Raw genomic sequence first — 24,392 nt, forward strand, 5'->3', positions numbered from 1 at the left:
GCCGCTGTCACCCGGTGGCCTCTCCGGCGGCCAGGGTGAGCCGTCCGGCCCCGGCCCGCCGTTCCCGCAGCCACCGCAGGCCGAACACCACCGCCGCCGCGTACGCCCAGCCGGCGAAGATGTCGACGATGAAGTGCTCCGCCCCGTACACCAGGGTGAACGCCATCGCGAGCGGGTACGCGACGAGCAGCACCCGCAGCCACCGCGCGGCCGTCGGCCAGAAGAAGAACAGCAGCATCGCCGGGTAGGCGGAGTGCAGCGAGGGCATCGCGGCGACGTCGTTGGCGAACTGGCTGCCGTTCTCGAAGATCGACCCCGCGCGCGGCAGCCCGCTCTCGGTCAGCACGTCGGAGACCACCCGGGTGAGCTCCGGCATGTTCCCCTCCTGCCCGGTGAGCCACGGCGGGTCGGCCGGATAGAGGATGTACGTCGCGAAGCCGGCGAAGGTCAGCGCGAGGTAGCAGGTGAGCAGGTGCCGGAAGCGGTCGTGGCGGCGCCGCCAGAGCACCGCCAGGATCACGAAGATCATGAAGAAGTGCGACATGTAGACGGTGACGGCCGCGTAGTCGTACCAGTGCGGCGAGCCGGGGGTGTACAGCGCGTGCTGCAGCCGGACGGTCCAGGTCTCCCCGAGGCCGAGCAGCTCGTCGGCGCGCAACTGCGGCCGCCAGTGCGGGGCCCACGGGGTGTGCGCGCCGTAGCCGCGCAGCAGCGAGTACACCCAGACCACGGCCATGACGGGCACCCAGTCGCGCAGCACCAGCAGGAAGCCGCGCCGCCCGTGGCCGCTGTGCACGGCGGCCGCGAGCAGCGCGCCGATCAGCCAGCAGAAGACCACGTCATTGGCGTACGGCATGCCGTACGTGCGCAGGTACCAGAAGAGGGCGAGGAAATAGAGCGGCCACGCCAGTAGCCGCAGCCGGGCCAGTGCGGTGGTGTGCGCACGGGGCTGGGTCACCGGACGCAGCCGCCCGGCGCGCGCGGGTGGGGGCGGCGCCGGGCGGAGCATTTTGGTCATACCGATTGAAGCTAGCAAGGCATTCTTGGAGAACTCTTTACGTATGCGGCCTGTCGTTCAGCAAAGACTCAGACAGCGGAACGGCCCGGCCGGGCGCGCCCGTTAGGAGACGATGCCCAACTCGTGCGGCGTGTTGTTGAACCGCCGCCCGCCGTGCTCGGTGACGGTGACGATGTCCTCGATCCGCACCCCGAACCGGCCGGGCAGGTAGACGCCGGGCTCGATCGAGAAGCACATGCCGGGGACGAGCGGCCGCTCCTCGCCCTCGATCAGGTACGGCGGCTCGTGCGTGGTGATGCCGATGCCGTGGCCGGTGCGGTGGATGAAGTACTCGCCGTACCCGGCCTCGATGATCACCCGTCGGGCGATCCGGTCGATCTCCTGGCAGCTGATCCCGGGCCGGACGGCCTCGAAGGCGGTCTGCTGTGCCAGCCGGACGATGTCGTGCACCTTCCGCACCTCGTCCGGCACGTCCGTGCCGACGTGGACGGTCCTGGTGGTGTCGGAGCCGTAGCCGTCCTTGAGGCCGCCGAAGTCCAGGACGACGGTGTCCCCGGGCCGGATGACCCGGTCGCCGGCCTCGTGGTGCGGGTTGGCGCCGTTGGGGCCGGAGCCGACCACGGTGAAGTCGACCTGGCTGTGCCCGTACTGGATCAGTAGCGCGCTGAGGTCGGCGGCCACGTCGGTCTCCCGGCGGCCGGCGAACGTCACCTCCAGGATGCCCCGGTAGGCGGCGTCGGCGGCGCCGCCGGCCGCGGCCAGGCGCTCCAGCTCGTCGCCGTCCTTGACCGCCCGCAGCATCGGCAGCGCCTCGGTGAGGGAGGAGAAGCCGGTGCCGGGCAGGGCGGCCTGGAGGCCGAGCAGGTGCATGGCCCAGGCGTTGTCGGAGATGCCGTACCGCCCGGCGGGGTCGAGCAGCGGGACGGCGGCGGTGTACGGGTCCTCGCCGTCGGTCCAGTCGACCAGCCGCAGGGCGGGGGCGCCGGCCGCCTTCTCGGCGTCGGGGCGCTCCAGCTTGGGGACGATCAGGGCGGGTTCGCGCCCGGCGGTGAGGAGGAGGGCGGTCAGCCGCTCGGTGATGGCGGTGGGCTGGTAGCCGCAGAGGTAGAGCAGGTCGGGGCCGGGGGCGACGACCAGACCGGTGAGTCCGGCGGCGGCCGCCTCGGCGGTGGCCCGGGTCATCCGGGCGGTGTAGTCCTCGGTGGTGAACGGTCGTGGCACGGGTGTCTCCCGCCTTCCTTGTGTCGACGGTGTGCTGCCGGGTTCCGGTGCTGACGGCTTGTCACGGGCCCGGTGGCGGTGGTTCGGCCGGGTGGGTGAGGGGCGTTCCGGTGCCCGGGCGCGGCCCGGGCGGTCGCCGTCACGGTCGCGCGGAGTCCGCGTAGTTCCGGAGGAACAGCGCCTCCACATGGGCCATGTGCTCGATCTCGCCGGGGTCGACGCTCTCGTTGGGCGCGTGGATGAGGCAGCGAGGCTCCTCCACCCCCATCAGGATGATCTCCGCCTCGGGGTAGGTCCGGGCGAGGACGTCACAGAGCGGGATGGAGCCGCCCTGCCCCAGGAAGGACAGCGCCGTGCCGTAGACCTCCCGCACGGCCCGGTCGAGCGCGGCGTACGCGGGCCCGCCGGTGGCGGCCCGGAACGGCGATCCCGCGCTCTCCCGCTCGATCTCCACCCGGACGCCCCAGGGTGCGGCGGCCCGCAGGTGGGCGATGAGCGCCTCCTGGGCGGGGAACGCCTCGGTGCCGGGCGGCACCCGCAGGCTGACCCGGGCCCGGGCGGTGGCCGGGATCGCGGCGGCCGAGCCGACCACCGGCGGACAGTCGATGCCGAGCACGGTGACGGCGGGCCGGGCCCAGAGCCGGTCGGCGACCGTGCCGCCGCCGGTCAGCCGGACGCCGTCCAGCACGCCCGCGTCGGTACGGAACCGCTGCTCGTCGTAGCCGACGCCGGCCCAGGTGCCCCGGCAGTCCAGCCCGTCGACCCGGGTGCCGCCGTCGGCGTCGCGCAGCGAGTCGAGCATCCGGATCAGCGCGGCCAGCGCGTCCGGGGCGGGGCCGCCGAACATCCCGGAGTGCACGTCGCCGCCGAGTGTCGAGACGGTGACCAGTACGGTGGTGACCCCGCGCAGCGAGGTGGTGGCGGTGGGCACGCCGACGGCGGCGTTGCCGGTGTCGCAGACCAGCAGGGCGTCGGCGTGCAACTCGCCCGCGTGCGGGGGCAGATACGCCTCCAGGCCGCCGGTGCCCTGTTCCTCCGAACCCTCGGCGACGAGTTTGACGCCCACCGGGAGATCGTCGCCGAGCGCCCGCAGCGCGGTGAGGTGCATGACGATGTTCCCCTTGCAGTCGGCGCTGCCGCGCCCGTACCAGCGGCCGTCGCGCTCGGTGAGTTCGAACGGCGGGGAGGTCCAGGCGGCGGCGTCGAGCGAGGGCTGGACGTCGTAGTGGCAGTAGAGCAGGACGGTCGGGGCGCCGGGCGGGGGCGGGCGGTGGCCGATCACGGCGTGGCTGCCGTCCGGGGTCTCCTCCAGGTGGACGTCGCGCAGTCCGGCCTCGGTGAACGCGGCGGCGACCCACTCGGCGGCCTCGCGGCACTTCTCGGGCGGGTACTGGCGGGGGTCCGCGACGGAGGGGATGGCAACCAGCTCGGCCAGGTCGGCCTTGGCCCGGGGTATCAGAGCGGCGATCCGGCGGGCGAGTTCGTCGGTCATGGGTACGGCTCCTCGGGTACGGCCCGGGACAGGCCGTACCCGGCCAGTTCACCCGGTTGCCGAGGCCGCCGCACGCGGCGTGCGCCGCACGGGTGACCGGGGGCCGGAGCGGAGCGGCGGAGGTGCGGGCGGACGGGGCCCGGTCCTCTCGGGCTGATTCCCTTCGAGGCACGGAATCGTAAATATCGGGCCGATCGTCGGCGGGTTGAGCCAGGATGACTGAATGCCATACGAACTTCAGGCGTTGATCGGCCCGTTGGAGCTGCTCAGGGTGGCGGCCGCGGAGGTCCCGGCCGCCCGTCTCGCCCCGCTGGCCCAGGGGCTGGCGCTGATCCCGGCCACGCCCGCCTTCCTGGCCGCGCTCCGCCTGGGCGGCGACGGGGCATCCGGCCGCGCGTCCGGGTTCGAGTGGTTCCCGGAGGGCTTCGAGCGCCGGCTCGCCGCCTGGTCCAAGGCCGGCCCGATCGCCTGCGTCGAGGCCGACTACTTCGGCGGCACCGGCACCCAGCGCGCCGCCGTCTGGGCGGACGGGCGGCTGGAGCTCGGCCCGCTCACCAAGGCCGAGTCCGAACGCTTCCCGCCCGAGGGCAGCCCGATATCCCAGGCCCTGCGCCGGATCGGCGCCCGCGTGGACGGCGACCACTTCGACGAGTTCGAGGCGGTCGGCCTGCCCGCCCACCGCAGCACCGGGGGCTGGGCCCCGGCCGACTGAGCCTCCCGACACGGAAAGCCCCGGCCCCGAGGAGGCTCAGGACCGGGGCCGCGCCCGCGGGGTCAGCGGTAGTTCACGTACTGGATCGCGAAGTCCAGGTCCTTGCCCTTGAGCAGCGCCTGCACGGCCTGCAGGTCGTCGCGGCTCTTCGAGGTCACGCGCAGTTCGTCACCCTGGACCTGGGCCTTCACGCCCTTCGGGCCCTCGTCGCGAATGATCTTCGCGATCTTCTTGGCATCGTCCTGGGTGATGCCCTCCTTCACGTTCACGAAGATCTTGTATTCCTTGCCGGAGAGCTGCGGCTCCCCGGCGTCCAGAGCCTTCAGCGACAGGCCGCGCTTGATGAACTTGCTCTGCAGCACGTCCAGGACGGCCTTCACGCGCTCCTCGCCGTTGGCCTTCATCTCGATCTTCTCGCCGGAGCGGCTGATCTCGGCGCCGACGTTCTTGAAGTCGAAGCGGGTGGCGATCTCACGGGAGGTCTGGTTGATCGCGTTGTCGACCTCCTGCCACTCGACCTTCGAGACGATGTCGAAACTGGAGTCGGCCATGGGTGTTGGTCTCCTTGATGTTCTGGCTTCACTGACACGGCCCGCCCCACCGGGCGCCCGCCGCCCCAGCCTATCCAGCGCCACCCCGCCCCCGCCCGGGCCCGCCGCGCCGCGTTTCTTGATCCTCCGATGGCCAAAGGGGTGGCGAACCACCCCCCGGCATCGGGTATGGTTTATCCAGTCGAACGGGGCAGCGCCCCGCGAGACGAACATCCTGGCTGGTTGCCCGAGCGGCCAAAGGGAGCAGACTGTAAATCTGCCGGCATAGCCTACGTAGGTTCGAACCCTACACCAGCCACCGGATAGAGAACGGCCCCTGATCTGCGGAAACGTGGATCAGGGGCCGTTTTGTCGTGCCCGGGCGCAGGGGCGACGGGGCGTCAGGGGGAGCCGAGGAGGAGGGCCGCCGCGGCCGGGGTGTCGGGGGCGGTGTGGGTGGGGGCGGGGTGGTCCGCGGGGAGCGGCGGGGGTGGGGTGGGGGTGATCCAGATCGAGCGGAGGCCGGTGGCGTGGGCGCCCCGGAGGTCGGTGGCGGGGTTGTTGCCGACCATCCAGTCGTCGGGGGTGAGGGTGCGGCCGAGGCGGGCGGCGGCGAGGTGGAAGATCGCGGGGGCGGGTTTGCGGGCGCCGGCCTCCTCGGAGACGCAGACGGCGTCGACGTGGGGGAGCAGGCCGGTGCGGGCGAGCTTGGCGCGCTGGATGCCGGTGGAGCCGTTGGTGACGACGGCGATGGTCCAGCCGGCGTCGCGCAGGGCGGCGAGGGCGTCGGGGACGCCGGGGAGCAGGTGGGTGCGGGCGGCCTCGCGGGTGACGTGCTCCTCCCAGAGGGCTGCGCCGGAGTCGGGCAGTCCGTAGCGGGCGGCGATCCGGGTGAATCCGGCGGGGGAGCGGTCGGCGCGGTAGAGCTCGAAGACGGCGGGGGCGGCGTCGGCGGGGATGCCGTGGGTGGCGCAGAATCCGCCGGTCCAGGCATCGGCGGGGCCGTCGCGTTCGACCAGGGTGTGGTCGAGGTCGATGAGGAGAAGGGGACGCGAGGGGCGGGCGGGGCGATCCATGTGCGGAGCGTAGTGCGGCGGGGGTGGAGAGTGAGAATTCCTGGCATCGGCGGGCGGGCGCACTATTGCGCATTACTTGCAATTACTCCTGGCAGGCAGCAGAGTGTCCTCAGGGGTGGGGTGGGCCGTTCAGCCTCCCCGCTGAGAAGTCCCGGGCGTGCTCAGGTACGCGCCGGGAGTCCTCCGACAGTGCTGATCGTCTTCCCAACCGGCGCCCGCCGGGACATCGGCCCACCCGCCCCGTCCACGCCCCCCGGGGCCGGCCGCCGCATGGCGTCAACGGATCGTCAAAGGCACACGTCGAGGCGTCAGGAACGCGTAGGGGCAGGGGAGCGGGGCGGCACCCGGCCCGCAGGATCGGAGCAGCACCCGACTGCGGAGGTCCTGCCCGATGTCCAGCGCCACCACCACCCCGGCCGTCGCCGCGGAGCCCGAGCCCCCGGATACCGGCGCGGCCGGTGACCGGCACCGCCTCAGCGCCCTCGGCGGCCTGGCCGCGCTCTCCCTGGACGCGATGGCCTCCGTCGCGTACGGGCCCGAGTCGATCGTCCTGGTCCTGGCCGCGGCCGGGGCGTACGGGCTCGGCTTCACGCTCCCCGTGACGGCGGCGATCGCCGTGCTGCTGGCGGTGCTGGTGGCCTCCTACCGCCAGGTGATCGCGGCCTTCCCGGACGGCGGCGGCTCGTACGCGGTGGCCAGGGAGCATCTGGGCCGACGGACCGCGCTGACCGCCGCCGCCTCCCTGGTGATCGACTACATCCTGAACGTGGCGGTCTCGGTGACCGCGGGGGTGGCCGCGCTGACCTCGGCCGTGCCGGGCCTGTACGGCCACCGGGTCTGGCTCTGCCTGGGCGTGCTCGCCCTGGTCACCGCCGTCAACCTGCGGGGGATCGCCGAGTCGGCCCGCTGGTTCATGGCGCCGACGGCCGTCTTCGTGCTGTCCATCCTGGCGATCATCGCGGTCGGCCTGTTCCGGGACGCCCCGGTGAGCACCGAGGCGGCCACCGGGCACGCCTCGGCGCTGGCCGGCAACGCGACCGCGGTCGGCGCGCTGCTGCTGCTCAAGGCGTTCGCGGCGGGCTGCTCGGCGCTGACCGGGGTGGAGGCGGTGGCGAACGCCGTCCCGTCCTTCCGCACGCCGGGCGTGAAGCGGGCGCAGCGCACCGAGGTCGCGCTCGGCGCGCTGCTCGGCGTGATGCTGATCGGACTGGCCGTGCTGATCGGCCGCTTCCACCTCCAGCCGGTGGAGGGCGTCACCGTGCTCGCCCAGCTCGCCGACGCCTCGCTCGGCCACGGCGCCGGCTTCTACCTGGTCCAGTTCGCCACCGTGATCCTGCTGGGCCTGGCCGCCAACACCTCCTTCGGCGGCCTGCCCGTGCTGCTGCACCTGCTCGCCCGCGACAACCACCTGCCGCACGTCTTCGCGCTGCGCGCCGACCGCCAGGTGCACCGTCACGGCGTGCTCTTCCTCGCCCTGGTCTCCGCGGCGCTGCTGGCCGGCTCCGGCGGGGACGTCAACAGCCTGGTGCCGCTGTTCGCGATCGGGGTCTTCGTCGGCTTCACCGTCTGCCAGGTCGGCATGGTCAGGCACTGGTACGTCCGGCGGCAGCGGGGCTGGCGGGCCAGGGCGGCGCTGAACGGTTTCGGCGCGTTGCTCACCGGCGTCGCGGCGGTGGTCGTCACCGGGACGAAGTTCACCGAGGGCGCCTGGGGCATCTGCCTGGCGCTGCCGCTGCTCGTCCTGCTCTTCGAGGCGGTCCACCGCGGCTACGCGCGGATCGGCGAGGCGCTGGAGCTGGGGCGCGTGCCCGGCGCCGTCACCCGCCGGCGCAGCCTGGTCGTCGTCCCGGTCACCGCGATCACCCGGCTGACCAGGGACGGGCTGAGCGCGGCGCTCTCGCTCGGCGACGAGGTCCTGGCGGTCACCGTGGTGCACGACCCGGCGGAGGCCGAGGCGCTGCGCCGGGACTGGGAGCTGTGGCGGCCGGGCGTGCCCCTGGTGGAGATCCCGGACGGCCACCGCCGGCTCGGCCCGCCGATCGCCGCCTTCGTCAACCGGCTCGGCGCCGAGCGCGCGTACGACCGGCTCACCGTCCTCATCCCCGAGGTCGAGCCGGCCCGCCCCTGGCAGTGGGCGCTGCAGAACCGGCGCGGGGCGGTGATCGACCGGGCGCTGCGCCGCCACACCGATGCCGTGGTCTGCCGGCTCCGGATGCGGATGTAGGCCTGGGCGGGCCGTGCGTCGCGGTCGCGGCGCGGGCAAATTGCCCTATATGTGGCTAAATGTCCTATCGGGTCGTCATATCTTGACGATGTCTTAACGGGGGGGCTTAACGCCGTTGATACGCCCGGCAGGTGCGTGCTCATAGCGGCTCCGACCTGCGGGAACGCTCCTCCCGATCGGCGTGCCGGGCCTTTTCGGCACGCCTTCGGGGCCCATTGTCAGGCTGTTTTCGGCCCTTACGCTCGCCCATGTGTTCAACGTGCCCCAGGCGCTCAAGCGTCTAGTGATCGGCAAGGCCATGCGCAGCGAGGAGCTGGGCGAGACGCTGCTCCCCAAGCGGCTGGCGCTGCCGATCTTCGCCTCCGACCCGCTCTCCTCGGTCGCCTACGCGACCCAGGAGATCCTGCTGGTGCTCACCGTCGGTGGCACCGCGTTCCTCTACCTGACCCCGTGGGTCGCGGCCGGTGTGGTCGCGCTGATGGCGGTCGTGGTGATGTCGTACCGCCAGGTCGTGCACGCCTACCCCAGCGGCGGCGGCTCCTACGAGGTGGTGTCCCGCAACCTGGGGGCCAACTCCGGCCTGGTGGTGGCCGCTTCGCTGCTGGTCGACTACGTGATGACGGTCGCGGTGTCGGTGGCCTCCGGGGTGGACAACATCATCTCGGCGCTGCCCGCGCTCGCGGACCACCGGGTGGAGCTGGCGGTCGGCTTCGTCGCGCTGCTCGCGGCGATGAACCTGCGCGGTGTCCGGGAGTCCGGCAAGGCCTTCGCGGCGCCGACGTACCTCTTCATCGGCGGCATGCTGCTGATGGTGGTCACCGGTCTGATCCGGGTCGCGTTCGGCCACGCGCCGGTGGCGTCCAGCGCCTCGTACGGGGTCCTGCCGGTGGACGGCAAGGACACCCTGGCCGGGCTGGGCCTGCTGATGCTGGGCCTGCGGGCGTTCGCGTCCGGCTGTACCGCGCTGACCGGTGTGGAGGCGATCTCCAACGGCGTGCCGGCCTTCCGGGCGCCGAAGTCGAGGAACGCCGCCACCACGATGGCCGTGATGGGCACCACGGCCGTGGTCATGTTCGTCGGCATCACCGCGCTGGCACTGATCTCCAAGGTCCACATCACGGACGACGCCTGCCAGTTGACCGGGTTCCCCGGCGACTGCCACACCGCCCCGCAGCAGACCGTGATCGCCCAGCTGGCGGCCGCGATCTTCGGCGGCGACCACTCCGTGCTCTTCTACTTCGTCCAGGCCGTCACCGCGCTGGTGCTGATCCTGGCGGCCAACACCGCCTTCAACGGCTTCCCGCTGCTGGCCTCGATCCTGGCCGAGCACCGCTATCTGCCCCGGCAGATGCACACCCGCGGCGACCGGCTGGCGTTCTCCAACGGCATCATCGCCCTCGCGGTGGTGGCCGGCGGGCTGCTCTGGCTGTACGACGCGGACGTCACCAGCCTGATCCACCTCTACATCCTGGGCGTCTTCACCTCCTTCACGCTGTCCCAGATCGGCATGGTGAAGCACTGGAACCGCGTCCTGCGCACCGAGACCGAGCCGGGCGTCCGCGGCCCGGCCCAGCGTTCCCGGGTGATCAACGCCTTCGGCGCGGTCACCACCGCCCTGGTGCTGGTCATCGTGCTGCTGACCAAGTTCACCCAGGGCGCCTGGCTGGCCGTGGTCGCGGCGGTCGTGCTCTGGGTGATGATGCGCGGCATCCGGCGGCACTACGACGGTGTGGCCGAGGAGTTGGCGGTGGACGACCCGCACGCCGAGTCGGTGCGGCCGTCCAGCGTGCACGGGATCGTGCTGGTCTCCAAGCTGCACAAGCCCACCCTGCGGGCGCTCGGCTACGCGCAGGCGTTCCGGCCGGACTCGCTGGAGGCGCTGACCGTCGCGGTGGAGCAGGAGGCCACCGGCGAACTGGAGCGGCAGTGGCGGGAGCTCGACGTCCAGGTGCCGCTGAAGGTGCTGGACTCGCCGTACCGGGAGATCACCAAGCCGGTGGTGGCGTATGTGCGCGAGTACCGCCGGACCAGCCCCCGGGACGCGGTCGCGGTGTTCATCCCCGAGTACGTGGTCGGGCACTGGTGGGAGCACCTGCTGCACAACCAGTCGGCGCTCTGGCTGAAGAGCCGGCTGCTGTTCACCCCGGGCGTGATGGTGATCAGCGTGCCCTGGCAGCTGACCTCCTCCAGCAAGGCGTACCACCCGTCCCGCCGGGCCCCGGGCGCGGTGCGGCGCGGTGAGCCGGTGGGGCGGTCGGAGCACGAGAAGCTGCCGGCGCCCGAGAACTCCTGAGCGGCACCCAGGAACGCCTGCCGGCACCGGAGAACGCCCGCACGGCACCCGGAGACGTGCCCGGGCGGTCCCGGCACGACCGGCCGGAACGGGCCCCGGACAGCATCGCTGTCCGGGGCCCGAAACGTTTCCGCACACGGCCGGTCTCGGCCCGGTGACGCGGGCGTCAAGGTCGCGTCAACGTCGCGTATCCGCCCGTATGGAGGGCGTCAGGGAACCGTAGCGCCCCTCAACCGGCTGGTTTGCTGCTTCAGCCGGTCTTCCGCCGGTGCCGTGCGGTGCCTCCGGGCCCGGCCGCGGCCGTCTCCGAACCACTGTGGTGGAGCCCATGTCCGATCTCATCTACGTCGGTGTCACGGTCGCCGTGTTCGCCGTCATCGCCCTGATCGCACGGGGGGTGGAGAAGCTGTGAGCGCCGAGAACATCGCAGGTCTCATCGTCGCCGTCGCCCTCGTCGGCTACCTCGTCGTGGCGCTGATCTACCCGGAGAAGTTCTGACATGGGTTCCACCCTCGCGGGCTGGCTGCAGGCCCTCGCCCTGGTGGGCGCGCTGGCCCTGTGCTACCGCCCCCTCGGCGACTACATCGCCAGAATCCTCACCACTCCCAGGCACCTCGGAGTCGAGCGCGGCCTGTACAAGGTCATCGGCGTGGACGGCGACGCCGACCAGCGCTGGCCGGTCTACCTCCGTTCGGTGCTGGCCTTCTCGGCCGTCTCGGTCCTCTTCCTGTACGGGCTGATCCGCCTTCAGGGATATCTGCTGCTGAGCCTCGGCGTGCCGCAGATGGAGGGTCACCAGGCCTGGAACACCGCGATCTCCTTCGTGGCCAACACCAACTGGCAGTCCTACGGCGGTGAGTCCGCGATGGGCCACGTGGCCCAGATGGCCGGCCTGGCGGTGCAGAACTTCGTCTCCTCGGCCGTCGGCATCGCGATCGTCGCCACGCTGATCCGGGGCTTCACCCGCAACCGCACCGACCGGGTCGGCAACTTCTGGGTGGACCTCACCCGGATCACGCTGCGCCTGCTGCTGCCGATCGCGATCGTCTTCGCGCTGGTGCTGGTCGCCAACGGCGTGGTGCAGAACTTCCACGGCTTCCACGAGGTCGCCACGCTGGCCGGCGACCCGCAGTCGGTCCCGGGCGGTCCGGTGGCCTCGCAGGAGGTCATCAAGCTGCTCGGCACCAACGGCGGCGGCTTCTACAACGCCAACTCGGCGCACCCGTTCGAGAACCCGACCGGGTTCAGCAACCTGGTGGAGATCTTCCTCATCCTGCTGATCCCGTTCGCGCTGCCCCGCGCCTTCGGCCGGATGGTCGGGGACAACCGCCAGGGCTACGCGATCCTCGCCGTGATGGGCCTGTTCTGGGTGGCCTCGGCCGCGCTGATCACCTTCTCCGAGACGCAGCACTCCGGCAGCGCGATGCAGGCCGCCGGCGGGGCGATGGAGGGCAAGGAGCAGCGGTTCGGTATCGCGGCCTCCAGCCTGTTCGCCGCCTCCACCACGCTGACCTCGACCGGCGCGGTGAACTCCTTCCACGACTCGTACTCGCCGTTCGGCGGCGGGATCGCGATGTTCAACATGATGCTGGGTGAGATCGCGCCCGGCGGTACCGGCTCCGGCCTGTACGGCATGCTGATCCTGGCGGTCGTCGCGGTCTTCGTGGCCGGTCTGATGGTCGGCCGGACGCCGGAGTACCTGGGCAAGAAGCTCGGCGGCCGCGAGATGAAGTTCGCCTCGCTGTACATCCTGACCACGCCGACGATCGTGCTGGTCGGCACGGGCCTGGCGATGTCGCTGCCGGGCGAGCGTGCCGGGATGCTCAACTCGGGCGCCCACGGCTTCTCCGAGGTGCTGTACGCGTTCACCTCGGGTGCCAACAACAACGGCTCGGCGTTCGCGGGCATCACGGTCAACACCGACTGGTACGACACCGCGATCGGTCTGGCGATGGTGTTCGGCCGCTTCCTGCCGATGGTCTTCGTGCTGGCGCTGGCGGGCTCGCTCGCGCGGCAGCAGCCGGTTCCCGCCACTCCGGGCACCCTGCCCACCCACAAGCCGCTCTTCGTGGGCCTGCTGTCGGGCGTCGTCCTGATCGTCGTCGGTCTCACCTACTTCCCGGCCCTCGCTCTCGGGCCGATCGCGGAAGGTCTCTCCTGATGTCCACCCCTACGCTCACCCCCGCACCGCTCGAGAAGACGGAGAGCGCGGCGCCGCACAGAGTCTCCAACGGCCTCCTCGACCCCAGGCTGATAGTCGCCTCCCTCCCGGACGCGGTGAAGAAGCTGGACCCCCGGGTGATGGTCAGGAACCCGGTCATGTTCGTGGTCGAGGTCGGCTCGGTGGTCACCACCGTCGCCGCGATCGCCGACCCGTCCGTGTTCGCCTGGTCCATCACCGTCTGGCTCTGGCTGACCACCGTCTTCGCCAACCTGGCCGAGGCCGTCGCCGAGGGCCGCGGCAAGGCGCAGGCGGACACCCTGCGCAGGACCAGGACCGACACCATGGCCCGGCGGCTGACCGACTGGCCGGCCTCGCGGGCCGAGGAGGAGGTCTCCGGCACCGCGCTGGCGCTCGGCGACCACGTGGTGGTCGAGGCCGGGCAGATCATCCCCGGCGACGGTGACGTGGTCGAGGGCGTCGCGTCCGTGGACGAGTCGGCGATCACCGGAGAGTCCGCGCCGGTGATCCGCGAGTCGGGCGGTGACCGCTCCGCGGTGACCGGCGGCACCAGGGTGCTCTCCGACCGGATCGTGGTGAAGATCTCCTCCGAGCCGGGCAAGACCTTCATCGACCGGATGATCGCCCTGGTCGAGGGCGCCGCCCGGCAGAAGACGCCGAACGAGATCGCGCTCAACATCCTGCTGGCCTCGCTGACCATCGTCTTCCTGATCGCGGTCGTCACGCTCCAGCCGATGGCCACCTACGCGGGCGCCCCGCAGTCGATGATCGTGCTGGTCGCCCTGATCGTGGCGCTCATCCCGACCACCATCGGCGCGCTGCTCTCCGCGATCGGCATCGCCGGCATGGACCGGCTGGTGCAGCGCAACGTGCTGGCGATGTCCGGCCGGGCCGTCGAGGCGGCCGGGGACGTCAACACCCTGCTGCTCGACAAGACCGGCACCATCACCCTCGGCAACCGCCAGGCCGCCGAGTTCCTGCCGGCCCCCGGCGTGGGCACGGAGGAACTGGCCGGTGCCGCGCAGCTGTCGTCGCTCGCCGACGAGACCCCGGAGGGCCGCTCGATCGTGGTCCTCGCCAAGACCGGGTACGGCCTGCGGGCCCGCGCCCAGGGCGAGTTGACCCACGCCACCTGGGTGCCCTTCACGGCCCAGACCCGGATGTCCGGCGTCGACCTGGACGAGGCCGAGGCCGTCCACCAGGTCCGCAAGGGCGCGGCCGCCGCGGTCACCAACTGGGTGACCGAGCAGGGCGGTTCGGTCGGCGGCGAGGTCTCCGCGCTGGTCGACGGGATCTCCGCGGCCGGCGGCACGCCGCTCGTGGTCGCCGACAGGGTGGGCTCCGCCCCCGCCCGCGTCCTGGGTGTCATCCACCTCAAGGACGTGGTCAAGGAGGGCATGCGGGAGCGCTTCGACGAGCTGCGCCGGATGGGCATCAAGACCATCATGATCACCGGCGACAACCCGCTGACCGCCAGGGCGATCGCGGAGGAGGCCGGCGTGGACGACTTCCTCGCCGAGGCCACCCCCGAGGACAAGATGGCCCTCATCAAGAAGGAGCAGGCCGGCGGCAAGCTGGTCGCGATGACCGGGGACGGCACCAACGACGCCCCCGCCCTCGCCCAGGCCGACGTCGGTGTCGCGATGAACACCGGGACCATGGCGGCCAAGGAGGCCGGGAACATGGTCGACCTGGACTCCAACCCCACCAAGCTGATCGAGATCGTCGAGATCGGCAAGCAGTTGCTGATCACCCGCGGCGCGCTGACCACCTTCTCCATCGCCAACGACGTCGCGAAGTACTTCGCGATCATCCCGGCGATGTTCGCGGCGGTCTACCCGGGCCTCGACAAGCTCAACATCATGCACCTGCACAGCCCGCAGTCCGCGATCACCTCGGCGATCATCTTCAACGCCCTGGTCATCATCGGCCTCATCCCGCTCGCCCTGCGCGGCGTCCGCTACCGCCCGTCCGACGCCGGCTCCCTGCTGCGCCGCAACCTCGGGCTGTACGGCTTCGGCGGTCTGATCGTCCCCTTCGCCGGGATCAAACTGATCGACCTGGTCGTCCAGTTCGTCCCCGGCCTGAGCTGAGAAAGGAGCACCTGATGTCCAAGCCCCTGCCCACCACCGTGCGCACGCACTTCACCGCGCTGCGGATGCTGCTGGTGATGACGGTGATCCTCGGTCTCGCCTACCCCCTGCTGATCACCGGGATCAGCCAGCTGGTGCTCGACGACAAGGCCAACGGCTCGATCGTGGAGCTCGACGGCAAGGAGGTCGGTTCCAGCCTGCTCGGCCAGAGCTACAACCTCCCCAAGCAGAACCCGGACGACGAGAAGGAGGAGGCCAGGCCGGACCCGAAGTGGTTCCAGCCGCGGCCCTCCGCCGGCGGCTACGACCCGAAGAGCTCCGGCGCCTCCAACCTCGGCCCGAACAGCGAGGACCTGCTGAAGACCGTCGAGGACCGCCGTGCGGCCGTCGCCGCGTTCGACGGCGTCGACCCGGCGAGCGTGCCGGTGGACGCGGTCACCGCCTCCGGCTCCGGCCTCGACCCGCAGATCTCCGTCGCCTACGCGCAGGAGCAGGTCGCCCGGGTCGCCAAGGCCCGCGACCTGCCCGAGGAGACCGTGCGCAAGCTGGTCGAGAAGTACACCGAGGGGCGCTCGCTCGGCTTCCTCGGACAGGAGGGCGTAAACGTCGTACTGCTCAACACCGCGCTGTCGGAGCAGAAGTGACGATCCGTCCGAAAAATCCCTGAACAGGCCGACCCGGGCCGGGGCAGCAGCCCCCGGCCGGGGTCGGCCGCCGCCGTACCCTCCCTCGTACGAAAGAGCGCCCATGGCCCGCGACCTCACCCCCGGCTCCCGCCGAGGCCGGCTGAGGGTGTACCTCGGCTCCGCCCCCGGTGTGGGCAAGACCTACCGGATGCTGGACGAGGCCCGGCGCAGACGGGAACGCGGCGCGGACGTGGTGGTCGGCTACATCGAGTGCCACGGCCGCCGCTACACCGAGGCGCTGGTGGACGGCCTGGAGCTGCTGCCGAGGGTCAGCCGCTCCTACCGCGACAGCGACTTCGAGGAGATGGACCTCGACGCCGTCCTCGCCCGCCGGCCGTCCGTGGCCCTCGTGGACGAACTGGCCCACACCAACATCCCCGGCGGCCGCAACGCCAAGCGCTGGCAGGACGTCGAGGAACTGCTGGACGCCGGGATCGACGTCATCACCACCGTCAACATCCAGCACCTGGAATCGCTGAACGACGTCGTCCAGAAGATCACCGGCATCCCGCAGCGCGAGACCGTCCCGGACGAGGTGGTCCGCCGGGCCGACCAGATCGAGCTCGTCGACATGGCCCCCCAGGCGCTGCGCCGCCGGATGGCCCACGGCAACGTCTACAAGGCGGAGAAGGTGGACGCCGCGCTCTCCAACTACTTCCGGGTCGGCAACCTCACCGCCCTGCGCGAACTCGCCCTGCTCTGGGTGGCCGGGCGGGTCGACGAGGGCCTGCGCGACTACCGGGCCAGCCACAACATCGACCGGGTCTGGGAGACCCGCGAACGCGTCGTGGTCGCCCTCACCGGCGGCCCCGAGGGCGAGACCCTGATCCGCCGCGCCGCCCGGATCTCCCGCCCGTCGCCCACCACCGCCCCCGACGGTGACGCGCCGCGCCGCCCCTCCCTCCGCACCGCCGGCGGCGACCTGCTGGCCGTCCACGTCACCCGCAGCGACGGCCTGGCCGGCGCCTCCTCCGGCGCACTCGCCCAGCAGCGGCAGCTGGTCGAGACCCTCGGCGGCAGCTACCACGTGGTCGTCGGCGACGACATCCCCACCGCGCTGCTGGCCTTCGCCCGCGCCCACGACGCCACCCAGCTGGTCCTGGGCACCAGCCGCCGCGGCCGGATCACCCGCTTCCTCACCGGCCCCGGCATCGGCGAGACCACCGTGGACGCCTCCGAGGACATCGACGTCCACATGGTCACCCACGAGTTCACCGGCCGCGGCCGGCTGCCCTCGCTCGGCCGCCGCCACTCCCGGCGCCGCACCATCGCCGGCTACCTCGCCGGGCTCGTCCTGCCCTGGCTGCTGACGGCCCTGCTCTCGCAGGCGCCCGAGCGGGTGAACCTCACCACCGACGCGCTGATCTTCCAGCTCGGCGTGGTCGTCGTCGCCCTGCTCGGCGGTGCCACCTCGGCCCTGCTGGCCTCGGTGGTCGCCTCGCTGCTGCTGAACTACTTCTTCATCCCGCCCGTGCACACCCTGACCATCGGCGAGACCAACAACATCGTCGCGCTGGTGGTCTTCGCCGCCGTCGCGCTCGCCGTCTCCACCGTGGTCGACCACGCGACCCGGCTCACCAGCCGCGCCGCCCGGGCCACCGCCGAGGCCGAGACCCTCTCCACCCTCGCCGGCAGCGTGCTGCGGGGCGCCGACGCCCTGCCCGCCCTGCTGGAGAAGTCCCGGACGGCCTTCGGCATGGACTCCGTCGCCCTGCTGGAACGCGCCGGCGGCGAGGTGCTGGCCCGCTGCGACGGGGAGGCCCCGGCCGACGGCGCCCCCGACACCCCCGCCGCCCCCGACCGCGCCGGAAGCGCCAGAACCGGCGAGACCACCGAGGTCCCGGTCGGCGCGGACGCCGTCCTGGTCCTCACCGGCCGCCGGCTGCCCGCCGCCGACCAGCGCGTCCTCACCGCCTTCGCCGCCCACGTCGCCGCCGCCCTCGAACGCGACCGGCTCGCCGTCGTCGCCGCCGAGGTCGAACCCATCAAGGCCGCCGACCGGATGCGCACCGCCCTGCTCGCCGCCGTCAGCCACGACCTGCGCACCCCGCTCGCCGCCGCCCTCGCCTCGGTCGGCTCGCTGCGCAGCCCCGACGTCGAGTTCTCCGCCGAGGACCAGGCCGAACTCCTCGCCACCGCCGACGAGTCCCTGGTCAGGCTCACCCGGCTGGTCGACAACCTGCTCGACATGAGCCGCCTCCAGGCGGGCGCGCTCACCCTGCACCTCGCCGAGACCCACCTCGACGAGATCCTGCCCCGGGCCCTGGACACCCTCCCCGACCCGTACGCCCCGGTCCAGCCGCTCGACCTGGACACCGCGCCCGCCGTCCTCGCCGACCCGCCGCTGCTGGAACGCGTCCTCGCCAACGTCATCACCAACGCCCTGCGCCACAACGCCCCCGGCGCACCCGTGCTGGTCACCGCCAGCCACCACCGGGACCAGGTCGAGCTCCGGGTGATCGACCGCGGCCCCGGCATCGCCCCCGAGGACCGCGACCGGGTCTTCCTGCCCTTCCAGCGCCTCGGCGACACCGACAACACCACCGGCGTCGGCCTCGGTCTCGCCCTCTCCCGCGGCCTCGCCGAGGCCATGGGCGGCAGTCTGGAGGTCGAGGACACCCCCGGTGGCGGCACCACCATGCTGCTCACCCTGCCCGCCGCCCACCCGGGAGAAGCGCCCGTATGAGAGAGCGAAGCCGACGAATGACCGAAACGCGCCTGTCCCGCGAGGCGGGCGCCGGGCGACGGGGGCACCTTCCGGCCTCCGGGACCGGGGGAGTGGCGCGCGCATGAGCGAGATCCTGATCGTTGACGACGAACCCGCGCTGCTGCGCACCCTGCGGATCAACCTGAGCGCCCGGCAGTACGCCGTCCGGACGGCGGCCAGCGGCGGGGAGGCCCTCGACCGGGCCGCGCACACCGCGCCCGACGCCGTGCTGCTCGACCTCGGCCTGCCCGACCTGGACGGCATGGAGGTGATCCGGAGCCTGCGCAGCCGCAGCGCCGTGCCGATCATCGTGCTCTCCGGCCGGGCCGGCGCCGCCGACAAGGTCGGCGCCCTCGACGCCGGCGCCGACGACTACCTCACCAAGCCCTTCCTGATGGAGGAGCTGCTGGCCCGGCTGCGCGCCGTGCTGCGCCGGCCGCCGGGCGGGATCGCCCTGCCCGCACCGGTGATCGGCGACCACACCGTGGACCTCGCCGCCACCACCGTCAGCGGCCCGGACGGCCCGGTCCGGCTCACCCCGACCGAGTGGCGCATCCTCGCCCTGCTGCTCGCCAGCCCCGGCCGGCTGGTGCCCGGCCGGCGGATCCTGCGCGAGGTCTGGGGGCCGGCCCAGGAGGAGCGCGGCAACTACCTGCGGGTCTACCTGGCCGGCCTGCGCCGCAAGCTGGAACGCGACCCGGCCCGGCCGCGCCATCTGATCACCGAGCCCGGCATCGGCTACCGCTACGAGCCCTGACCGGACGGGAACCCCGCGGTGTCAACGGTCCGTCAAGGGGGGCCAGTCGCACGACAGGAGGGCGTCAAGGGCGGGCGGAACGGGTCGTCCGTGGGCGTAGCGTCAGCGCTGGGAGAGCGGCCCCGCTCCATGTGGGGGATGCCTGGGGCCGCTCCGCCGCCGGTGGGGCCCACCGACGTCATCGGCGGCCAGCAGGTGGGGGAGGGGCGCGCGGTTCAACACCGCGCGCCCCCATCTGTTTCGGCCCCGGCCCGCGGTCAGCCGCCGCCGGCGCCGCCGGACTGCCGGGGCAGGGCCAGCGCCACCGTGTCGGCGAACTCCCGGACCGCGCTGGTCCGGCTGACGATCCGTCCGCTGTGCACCACCAGGCGGCTGTGACCGCCCGCGAGCGCCCCCGCCAGGCTGTCCCCGCGCACCGCCAGCAGCTCGGCCGGGAACCCGGCGTCCACCCGGACCGGGGGGAGCCCGAGCGCCACCCGCGCCTGGTTCGCCACCGCGTCGTACGCCGCCTCCGGGGCCAGCACCCCGCTCGCCGCCAGCAGGTACGCGGCCTCCAGCGGATCGGCCCGCCCGACCGGGTTGGCGGCGTCGCGCAGCGAACCGCTGCCCGCCGCGAGCGGCACCCCGGCCTCCGTCAGCTCGCGCAGCAGCCCCGGCCGCAGCCCGCTGGGCCGGCCCTCCAGCCCGGTGCAGCAGCCGTTCTGCGGCAGGCAGACCACCCGGATGCCGTGACCGGCCAGCACCGCAGGGGAGCCCGGCGCCAGCGCGCCGCACGGGCCGAGCATCACCCGCGGCCGCAGCGGGGCGAGCGCGCTCGCCAGCCGGGCCAGCCGCGCCGGGTCGGCGGCCGTGGCGTGCAGGTCGACCGGGCAGTCCGCCTCCCGGGCGGCCTCCAGCAGCACCTGGGCGTACCCCGCCGGGTCCGGGTCCAGTTCGGGGCAGCCCCCGGCCGCGGTGGCGCCCAGCTTGAGGGCTTCGCGCAGCTGGGCCCGGCCGTCCGCCCCGGCGCGGCCGGTGAGCAGCCGGGGCATGGCGACCGCCTGGAGCTCGGCCAGGCCGCGCAGCGCCTGCCGGGCGGTGAGCACGGCCTCCAGCCGGCGCAGCCCGTGCACGTCGCCGATCCGGACGTGGGTGCGCTGGGCGGTGGCGCCGTAGCCGAGCGAGGTGAGCGCGGCCTCGGTGACCCGGCGGGTGAGGTCGGTGGGGGTCTCCGGCGGCGGAGCGGGCAGCGCGGCGGAGAAGGCGACGTCGTAGTGGGCGTGCGCCTCGGCGGGGGCGGGCAGCAGCAGGTAGCCCTTGAGGTCGATCCGGGCGCCGGTGGTGGCCGTGGGGGTGCCCGGCAGGGCGGGCAGCGGTCCGAGGCTGCCGGCGGTGCCGACGGCCTGGATCCGGTCGCCGCTGATCCGTACGTCCACCACCCGGCCGTCGGCGAGCCGGGCGTCGGTGAGCAGCAGGACGGGGCCGTGCCCGAGCGGGTTGGCCGCCGGGCCGGGTCCCGGCTGAGGCCCGTCGGCGGGTGCGCTGTCCATCGCCCGGCTCCTTCTCGCGCTGGCCCGTCTCGTACCCCGGCCCGTCCCGATCAATGAGCGACGAGCCTATGGCGGCCGGGCGCGGGGCGACGGGAGGCGGGCAATAGTCGTATCGGGTCGGGCCGCGCGGCCGGGGGGGTGGTCGAACGCCCGGCCTTCGATCGGTCATCCGCGCACCCCGCCGACCTGCGGTCTTCGCGCCGGGATACGGATTTCACCTCTGGGCGCGGAACGTGTAATCTCTTCCTCGTTCGCCCCTATAGCTCAGTCGGTAGAGCGTCTCCATGGTAAGGAGAAGGTCTGCGGTTCGATTCCGCATGGGGGCTCTGGTGAAAAGCGGTCAGCTACGGCTGTGCTGCGGATCACTGTGGCGGTGTAGCTCAGTTGGTAGAGCAAGCGGCTCATAATCGCTGTGTCACCGGTTCAAGTCCGGTCACCGCTACCCCGCGTAGTCGGTCGGGAGATCGCACTCCCGGTCGGCTACTCTTGTTGTGTTCTTATTCATTGTCCAAGGAAGGCACTCCCGTGGCTGCCACCGATGTCCGCCCGAAGATCACGCTGGCCTGCGTGGAGTGCAAGGAGCGGAACTACATCACCAAGAAGAACCGGCGTAACGACCCGGACCGTCTTGAGATGAAGAAGCACTGCCCCCGCTGCAACTCGCACACCGCGCACCGCGAGACCCGCTGACCCTGTTGCAGGGCATCGGGCCTGTGTGACTCAGGTCTTCGACTCCGGGCCGCATCCCTCACTGGGTGCGGTCCGGAGTCTTTTTTGTCACCCGTTTCCGTGACCCGCTCTCTGTGACCCACTTCGGTGGCACCGGACAGTTGAGGAGTTGCCCATGGCGCTCGACCCCTCCTTCATCGGGCGGACCTATCCGCCCACCGAGCCGTACGAGGTCGGCCGGGAGAAGATCCGCGAGTTCGCCGTCGCCGTGGGCGACGCCAACCCCGCGTACAGCGACCCGGAGGCCGCCAGGGCCCTCGGCCACCCGGACGTGATCGCCCCGCCGACCTTCCCGTTCGTGATCACCTACCAGGCCGCCGGCCAGGTGGTCGAGGACCCGCAGCTGGGCCTGGACTACACCCGGGTGGTGCACGGGGACCAGAAGTTCGCCTACACCCGGCCGGTGCGCGCGGGGGACCGGCTCTCGGTCGCGGTGACCATCGACAACATCAAGTCGCTCGCCGGCAACGACGTCCTCACGGTGCGTGGCGAGGTGACGGACGGCAGCGGCGAGCACGTGGTGACGTCGATCATGACCCTGGTGGCCCGGGCCGCCGACGAGGCGGGGGAGTAACGCGATGGCGATCAGCTATGACGAGGTCGCGGTCGGCACCGAGCTGCCCGCGCAGTCCTTTCCCGTGACGCGCGCCACCCTGGTGCGGTACGCGGGTGCCTCCGGCGACTTCAACCCGATCCACTGGAACGAGAAGTTCGCCCTGGAGGTCGGCCTGCCGGACGTCATCGCGCACGGCATGTTCACCATGGCCGAGGCGATCCGGGTGGTCACCGACTGGGTCGGCGACCCGGCCGCGGTGGTCGAGTACGGCGTGCGGTTCACCCGCCCGGTGCCGGTGCCCAACGACGGCGTCGGCGCCGTGATCGAGGTCACCGGCAAGGTGGCCAAGCTGCTGGACGACCGCAGGGTCCAGGTCGACCTGCTGGCCACCGCCGACGGCCGGAAGGTGCTGGGCATGTCCCGCGCGGTCGTCCGGCTGGCCTGAGCCCCGGGGCGTACGGGGAGAGGGGCGCCGCGCCCTCCCCGTACGCTGGTGGGCGTGCTGGTAGAACTCGACGCCCCCCTCGCCCCGCTCACCACCCTCCGGCTCGGCGGCCCGGCCCGCCGACTGGTGTCCGCGCACACCGACGACGAGGTGGTGGCCGCCGTCCGTGAGGCCGACGCGGCCGGCGAGCCGCTGCTCGTCATCGGCGGCGGCTCCAACCTGGTGATCGGTGACGCCGGTTTCGCCGGCACCGTGCTGCGGATCGCCACCACCGGCTTCGCGCTGGACGGCCTCACGCTGGAGCTGGCCGCCGGCGAGGTCTGGGAGGACGCGGTGGCCCGCACCGTCGGCCACGGCCTGGCCGGCATCGAGTTCCTGGCCGGCATCCCCGGGTCGGCCGGCGCCACGCCCGTGCAGAACGTCGGCGCGTACGGCCAGGAGGTGGCGCAGTCCGTCACCGAGGTGGTCGCGTACGACCGCCGGGCCGGCGAGGTGGTCACCCTCTCCAACGCCGAGTGCGTCTTCTCCTACCGGCACAGCCGCTTCAAGGCCGACCCGGACCGCTACGTGGTGCTCCGGGTGCGCTTCGCGCTGGAGGACAACGGCGGCCTCTCCACCCCCGTCCGCTACGCCGAGACGGCCCGCCACCTGGGCGTCGAGCAGGGCGAGCGGGTCGGCGTCGACGTCGCCTGGAACGCCGTGCTGGCGCTGCGTTCGGGCAAGGGCATGGTGCTGGACGCGGCCGACCACGACACCTGGTCGGCGGGCTCCTTCTTCACCAACCCGGTGCTGACGGCCGCCCAGTACGAGTCCTTCCGCACCCGCCCGGGCACCGAGAACGCCCCCGCCTACCCGGCGCCGGACGGTTGCACCAAGACCTCGGCGGCCTGGCTGATCGACCGGGCCGGCTTCGGCAAGGGCTACGGCGACGGCCCGGCCACCCTCTCCACCAAGCACACCCTGGCCCTGACCAACCGCGGCGCCGCCACCGCCGACGACCTGCTGGCGCTGGCCCGGGAGATCCGCGACGGGGTCCGGGCGGCCTTCGGCGTCGAGCTGGTCAACGAGCCGGTGATGGTGGGCGTCAGGCTGTAGGCCACGGGCCGGTGCCGTCCCCCAGCCAGGTGTCGATGTCCGCCAGCAGTTCCTTGCGGACGCTCTCCGGGGCGCGCGAGCCGCGCACCGACTGGCGGGCCAGCTCGGCGAGCTCGGCGTCGCCGAAGCCGAGCACGTCGCGGGCCAGGGCGTACTGGTCGGCCAGCCGGCTGCCGAACAGCAGCGGGTCGTCGGCGCCGAGCGCCAGCGGCACGCCGGCGTCGAACAGCCTGCGCAGCGGGACGTCCTCGGCGAACTCGTAGACGCCCAGCGAGACGTTGGAGGACGGGCAGACCTCGCAGGTGATCTGGCGGTCCGCCAGCCGCTGCATCAGCCAGGGGTCCTCGGCGGCCCGGACGCCGTGACCGATCCGGCCCGCGCCCAGGTCGTCCAGGCAGTCCCGGACGGACTCCGGCCCGGCCAGTTCGCCGCCGTGCGGGGCGGCCAGCAGACCGCCCTTGCGGGCGATGTCGAAGGCCCGGTCGAAGTCCCGGGCGAGGCCGCGGCGCTCGTCGTTGGAGAGGCCGAAGCCGACCACGCCCCGGTCGGCGTACCGGACGGCCAGCCGGGCCAGGGTCCGGGCGTCCATCGGGGACTTCATCCGGTTCGCGGCGACCAGCACCCGGATGCCCACCCCGGTGGCCTCGGCGGCCTGCTCCACGGCGTCCAGGATCAGCTCCAGGGCGGGGATCAGCCCGCCGAGCATGGGCGCGTACGAGGTCGGGTCGACCTGGATCTCCAGCCAGCGGGAGCCGTCCCGCCGCTCGTCCTGGGCGGTCTCCAGCACCAGCCGGCGGATGTCGTCCTCGCCCCGCAGGACGGAGCGGGCGGTGTCGTAGAGGCGCTGGAAGCGGAACCAGCCGCGTTCGTCGGTCGCCCGCAGTCTGGGCGGCTCGCCGGAGCTGAGCGCCTCCGGCAGCCGGATGCCGTGTTTGTCGGCCAGTTCCAGCAGGGTGGCGGGGCGCATCGAGCCGGTGAAGTGCAGGTGCAGGTGGGCCTTGGGGAGGTCCCTGACGTCTCGCGGATTTGGCAGGCGTTCCATTCGCC

Annotated in this window: 20 protein-coding genes and 3 tRNA genes; 16 read left to right on the forward strand and 7 right to left on the reverse strand. The window is 72.6% G+C overall.

The genetic code is table 11. The features are described 5' to 3' along the window. Positions 1–7: 7 nt before the first annotated feature. The 3 genes from ACIP82_RS18790 to ACIP82_RS18800 form a co-directional block, all read right to left on the reverse strand. Positions 8–1,018, reverse strand: a complete 1,011-nt coding sequence (locus ACIP82_RS18790) for a phosphatase PAP2 family protein (RefSeq protein ID WP_363605886.1) — start codon at positions 1,016–1,018, stop codon at positions 8–10. 102 nt (positions 1,019–1,120) lie between these two features. Continuing rightward, a complete protein-coding gene (locus ACIP82_RS18795; RefSeq protein WP_400654557.1) occupies positions 1,121–2,200 on the reverse strand; it encodes an aminopeptidase P family protein in 1,080 nt (359 codons plus the stop codon). Between the two features lie 178 nt (positions 2,201–2,378). Then, entirely contained in the window at positions 2,379–3,731 is a 1,353-nt protein-coding gene (locus tag ACIP82_RS18800; RefSeq protein ID WP_400654482.1) for a dipeptidase, read from the reverse strand. A 223-nt stretch (positions 3,732–3,954) separates the two neighbouring features. Between ACIP82_RS18800 and ACIP82_RS18805 the strand changes: the two genes are divergently transcribed. Continuing rightward, complete coding sequence (locus ACIP82_RS18805) at positions 3,955–4,443, forward strand: hypothetical protein (protein ID WP_363605882.1); 489 nt, start codon at positions 3,955–3,957, stop codon at positions 4,441–4,443. Positions 4,444–4,505: 62 nt separating this feature from the next. Here the strand turns inward: ACIP82_RS18805 and ACIP82_RS18810 are convergent, their stop codons facing one another. Next, positions 4,506–4,994, reverse strand: coding sequence for a YajQ family cyclic di-GMP-binding protein (locus ACIP82_RS18810; protein ID WP_363605881.1), 489 nt, complete (start codon positions 4,992–4,994; stop codon positions 4,506–4,508). Positions 4,995–5,210: 216 nt separating this feature from the next. On the opposite strand from ACIP82_RS18810, the gene ACIP82_RS18815 reads away from it, so the two are divergent. Continuing rightward, a tRNA-Tyr gene (locus tag ACIP82_RS18815) sits at positions 5,211–5,292 on the forward strand. An 82-nt stretch (positions 5,293–5,374) separates the two neighbouring features. Here the strand turns inward: ACIP82_RS18815 and ACIP82_RS18820 are convergent. Then, positions 5,375–6,049 (reverse strand): HAD family hydrolase, encoded by a 675-nt coding sequence (locus ACIP82_RS18820; RefSeq protein WP_363605880.1) that lies wholly within the window; start codon positions 6,047–6,049, stop codon positions 5,375–5,377. 391 nt (positions 6,050–6,440) lie between these two features. Between ACIP82_RS18820 and ACIP82_RS18825 the strand changes: the two genes are divergently transcribed. From ACIP82_RS18825 to ACIP82_RS18860, 8 genes are all read left to right on the forward strand, one after another. Continuing rightward, complete coding sequence (locus ACIP82_RS18825) at positions 6,441–8,273, forward strand: APC family permease (protein ID WP_400654485.1); 1,833 nt, start codon at positions 6,441–6,443, stop codon at positions 8,271–8,273. A gap of 298 nt (positions 8,274–8,571) precedes the next feature. Then, on the forward strand, positions 8,572–10,566 hold the full coding sequence (locus tag ACIP82_RS18830) for an APC family permease (RefSeq protein WP_363606049.1): 1,995 nt from the start codon (positions 8,572–8,574) through the stop codon (positions 10,564–10,566). A 408-nt stretch (positions 10,567–10,974) separates the two neighbouring features. After that, positions 10,975–11,064: a K(+)-transporting ATPase subunit F gene (gene kdpF, locus ACIP82_RS18835; RefSeq protein WP_097237446.1), complete on the forward strand. Its 90-nt coding sequence runs from the start codon at positions 10,975–10,977 to the stop codon at positions 11,062–11,064. A 1-nt stretch (position 11,065) separates the two neighbouring features. Continuing rightward, complete coding sequence (gene kdpA, locus ACIP82_RS18840; protein WP_363605878.1) at positions 11,066–12,727, forward strand: potassium-transporting ATPase subunit KdpA; 1,662 nt, start codon at positions 11,066–11,068, stop codon at positions 12,725–12,727. Continuing rightward, positions 12,727–14,841 (forward strand): potassium-transporting ATPase subunit KdpB, encoded by a 2,115-nt coding sequence (gene kdpB / locus ACIP82_RS18845; RefSeq protein WP_363605876.1) that lies wholly within the window; start codon positions 12,727–12,729, stop codon positions 14,839–14,841. Before kdpA ends, kdpB begins: the two co-directional genes overlap by 1 nt. 14 nt (positions 14,842–14,855) lie before the next feature. Further along, positions 14,856–15,485, forward strand: a complete 630-nt coding sequence (kdpC, locus tag ACIP82_RS18850) for a potassium-transporting ATPase subunit KdpC (protein ID WP_400654489.1) — start codon at positions 14,856–14,858, stop codon at positions 15,483–15,485. 103 nt (positions 15,486–15,588) lie between these two features. Next, on the forward strand, positions 15,589–18,213 hold the full coding sequence (locus ACIP82_RS18855) for an ATP-binding protein (protein WP_400654491.1): 2,625 nt from the start codon (positions 15,589–15,591) through the stop codon (positions 18,211–18,213). Between the two features lie 103 nt (positions 18,214–18,316). Then, positions 18,317–18,991 (forward strand): response regulator, encoded by a 675-nt coding sequence (locus ACIP82_RS18860; protein ID WP_363605871.1) that lies wholly within the window; start codon positions 18,317–18,319, stop codon positions 18,989–18,991. 257 nt (positions 18,992–19,248) lie between these two features. Here ACIP82_RS18860 and ACIP82_RS18865 read toward each other — a convergent pair whose 3' ends face one another. After that, complete coding sequence (locus ACIP82_RS18865) at positions 19,249–20,520, reverse strand: hydrolase (RefSeq protein WP_400654494.1); 1,272 nt, start codon at positions 20,518–20,520, stop codon at positions 19,249–19,251. 253 nt (positions 20,521–20,773) lie between these two features. On the opposite strand from ACIP82_RS18865, the gene ACIP82_RS18870 reads away from it, so the two are divergent. The 6 genes from ACIP82_RS18870 to ACIP82_RS18895 all read left to right on the forward strand — a co-directional run bounded on the left by ACIP82_RS18870 (position 20,774) and on the right by ACIP82_RS18895 (position 23,345). Then, positions 20,774–20,846: transfer RNA gene (locus ACIP82_RS18870), tRNA-Thr, on the forward strand. Positions 20,847–20,889: 43 nt separating this feature from the next. After that, positions 20,890–20,962, forward strand: a tRNA-Met gene (locus ACIP82_RS18875). 83 nt (positions 20,963–21,045) lie between these two features. After that, entirely contained in the window at positions 21,046–21,210 is a 165-nt protein-coding gene (rpmG, locus tag ACIP82_RS18880) for a 50S ribosomal protein L33 (protein WP_006604855.1), read from the forward strand. A 154-nt stretch (positions 21,211–21,364) separates the two neighbouring features. Then, entirely contained in the window at positions 21,365–21,823 is a 459-nt protein-coding gene (locus tag ACIP82_RS18885; RefSeq protein ID WP_363605867.1) for a MaoC family dehydratase N-terminal domain-containing protein, read from the forward strand. Positions 21,824–21,827: 4 nt separating this feature from the next. Beyond that, positions 21,828–22,250: a MaoC family dehydratase gene (locus ACIP82_RS18890; protein ID WP_363605866.1), complete on the forward strand. Its 423-nt coding sequence runs from the start codon at positions 21,828–21,830 to the stop codon at positions 22,248–22,250. Between the two features lie 54 nt (positions 22,251–22,304). After that, complete coding sequence (locus ACIP82_RS18895) at positions 22,305–23,345, forward strand: UDP-N-acetylmuramate dehydrogenase (protein ID WP_363605865.1); 1,041 nt, start codon at positions 22,305–22,307, stop codon at positions 23,343–23,345. Here ACIP82_RS18895 and ACIP82_RS18900 read toward each other — a convergent pair. After that, positions 23,335–24,387: an adenosine deaminase gene (locus ACIP82_RS18900; RefSeq protein WP_363605863.1), complete on the reverse strand. Its 1,053-nt coding sequence runs from the start codon at positions 24,385–24,387 to the stop codon at positions 23,335–23,337. The genes ACIP82_RS18895 and ACIP82_RS18900 overlap by 11 nt on opposite strands. Positions 24,388–24,392: the final 5 nt, after the last annotated feature.

Origin of the sequence: Kitasatospora sp. NPDC088548 (genome assembly GCF_044753005.1) — a bacterium.
GTDB lineage: Bacteria > Actinomycetota > Actinomycetes > Streptomycetales > Streptomycetaceae > Kitasatospora.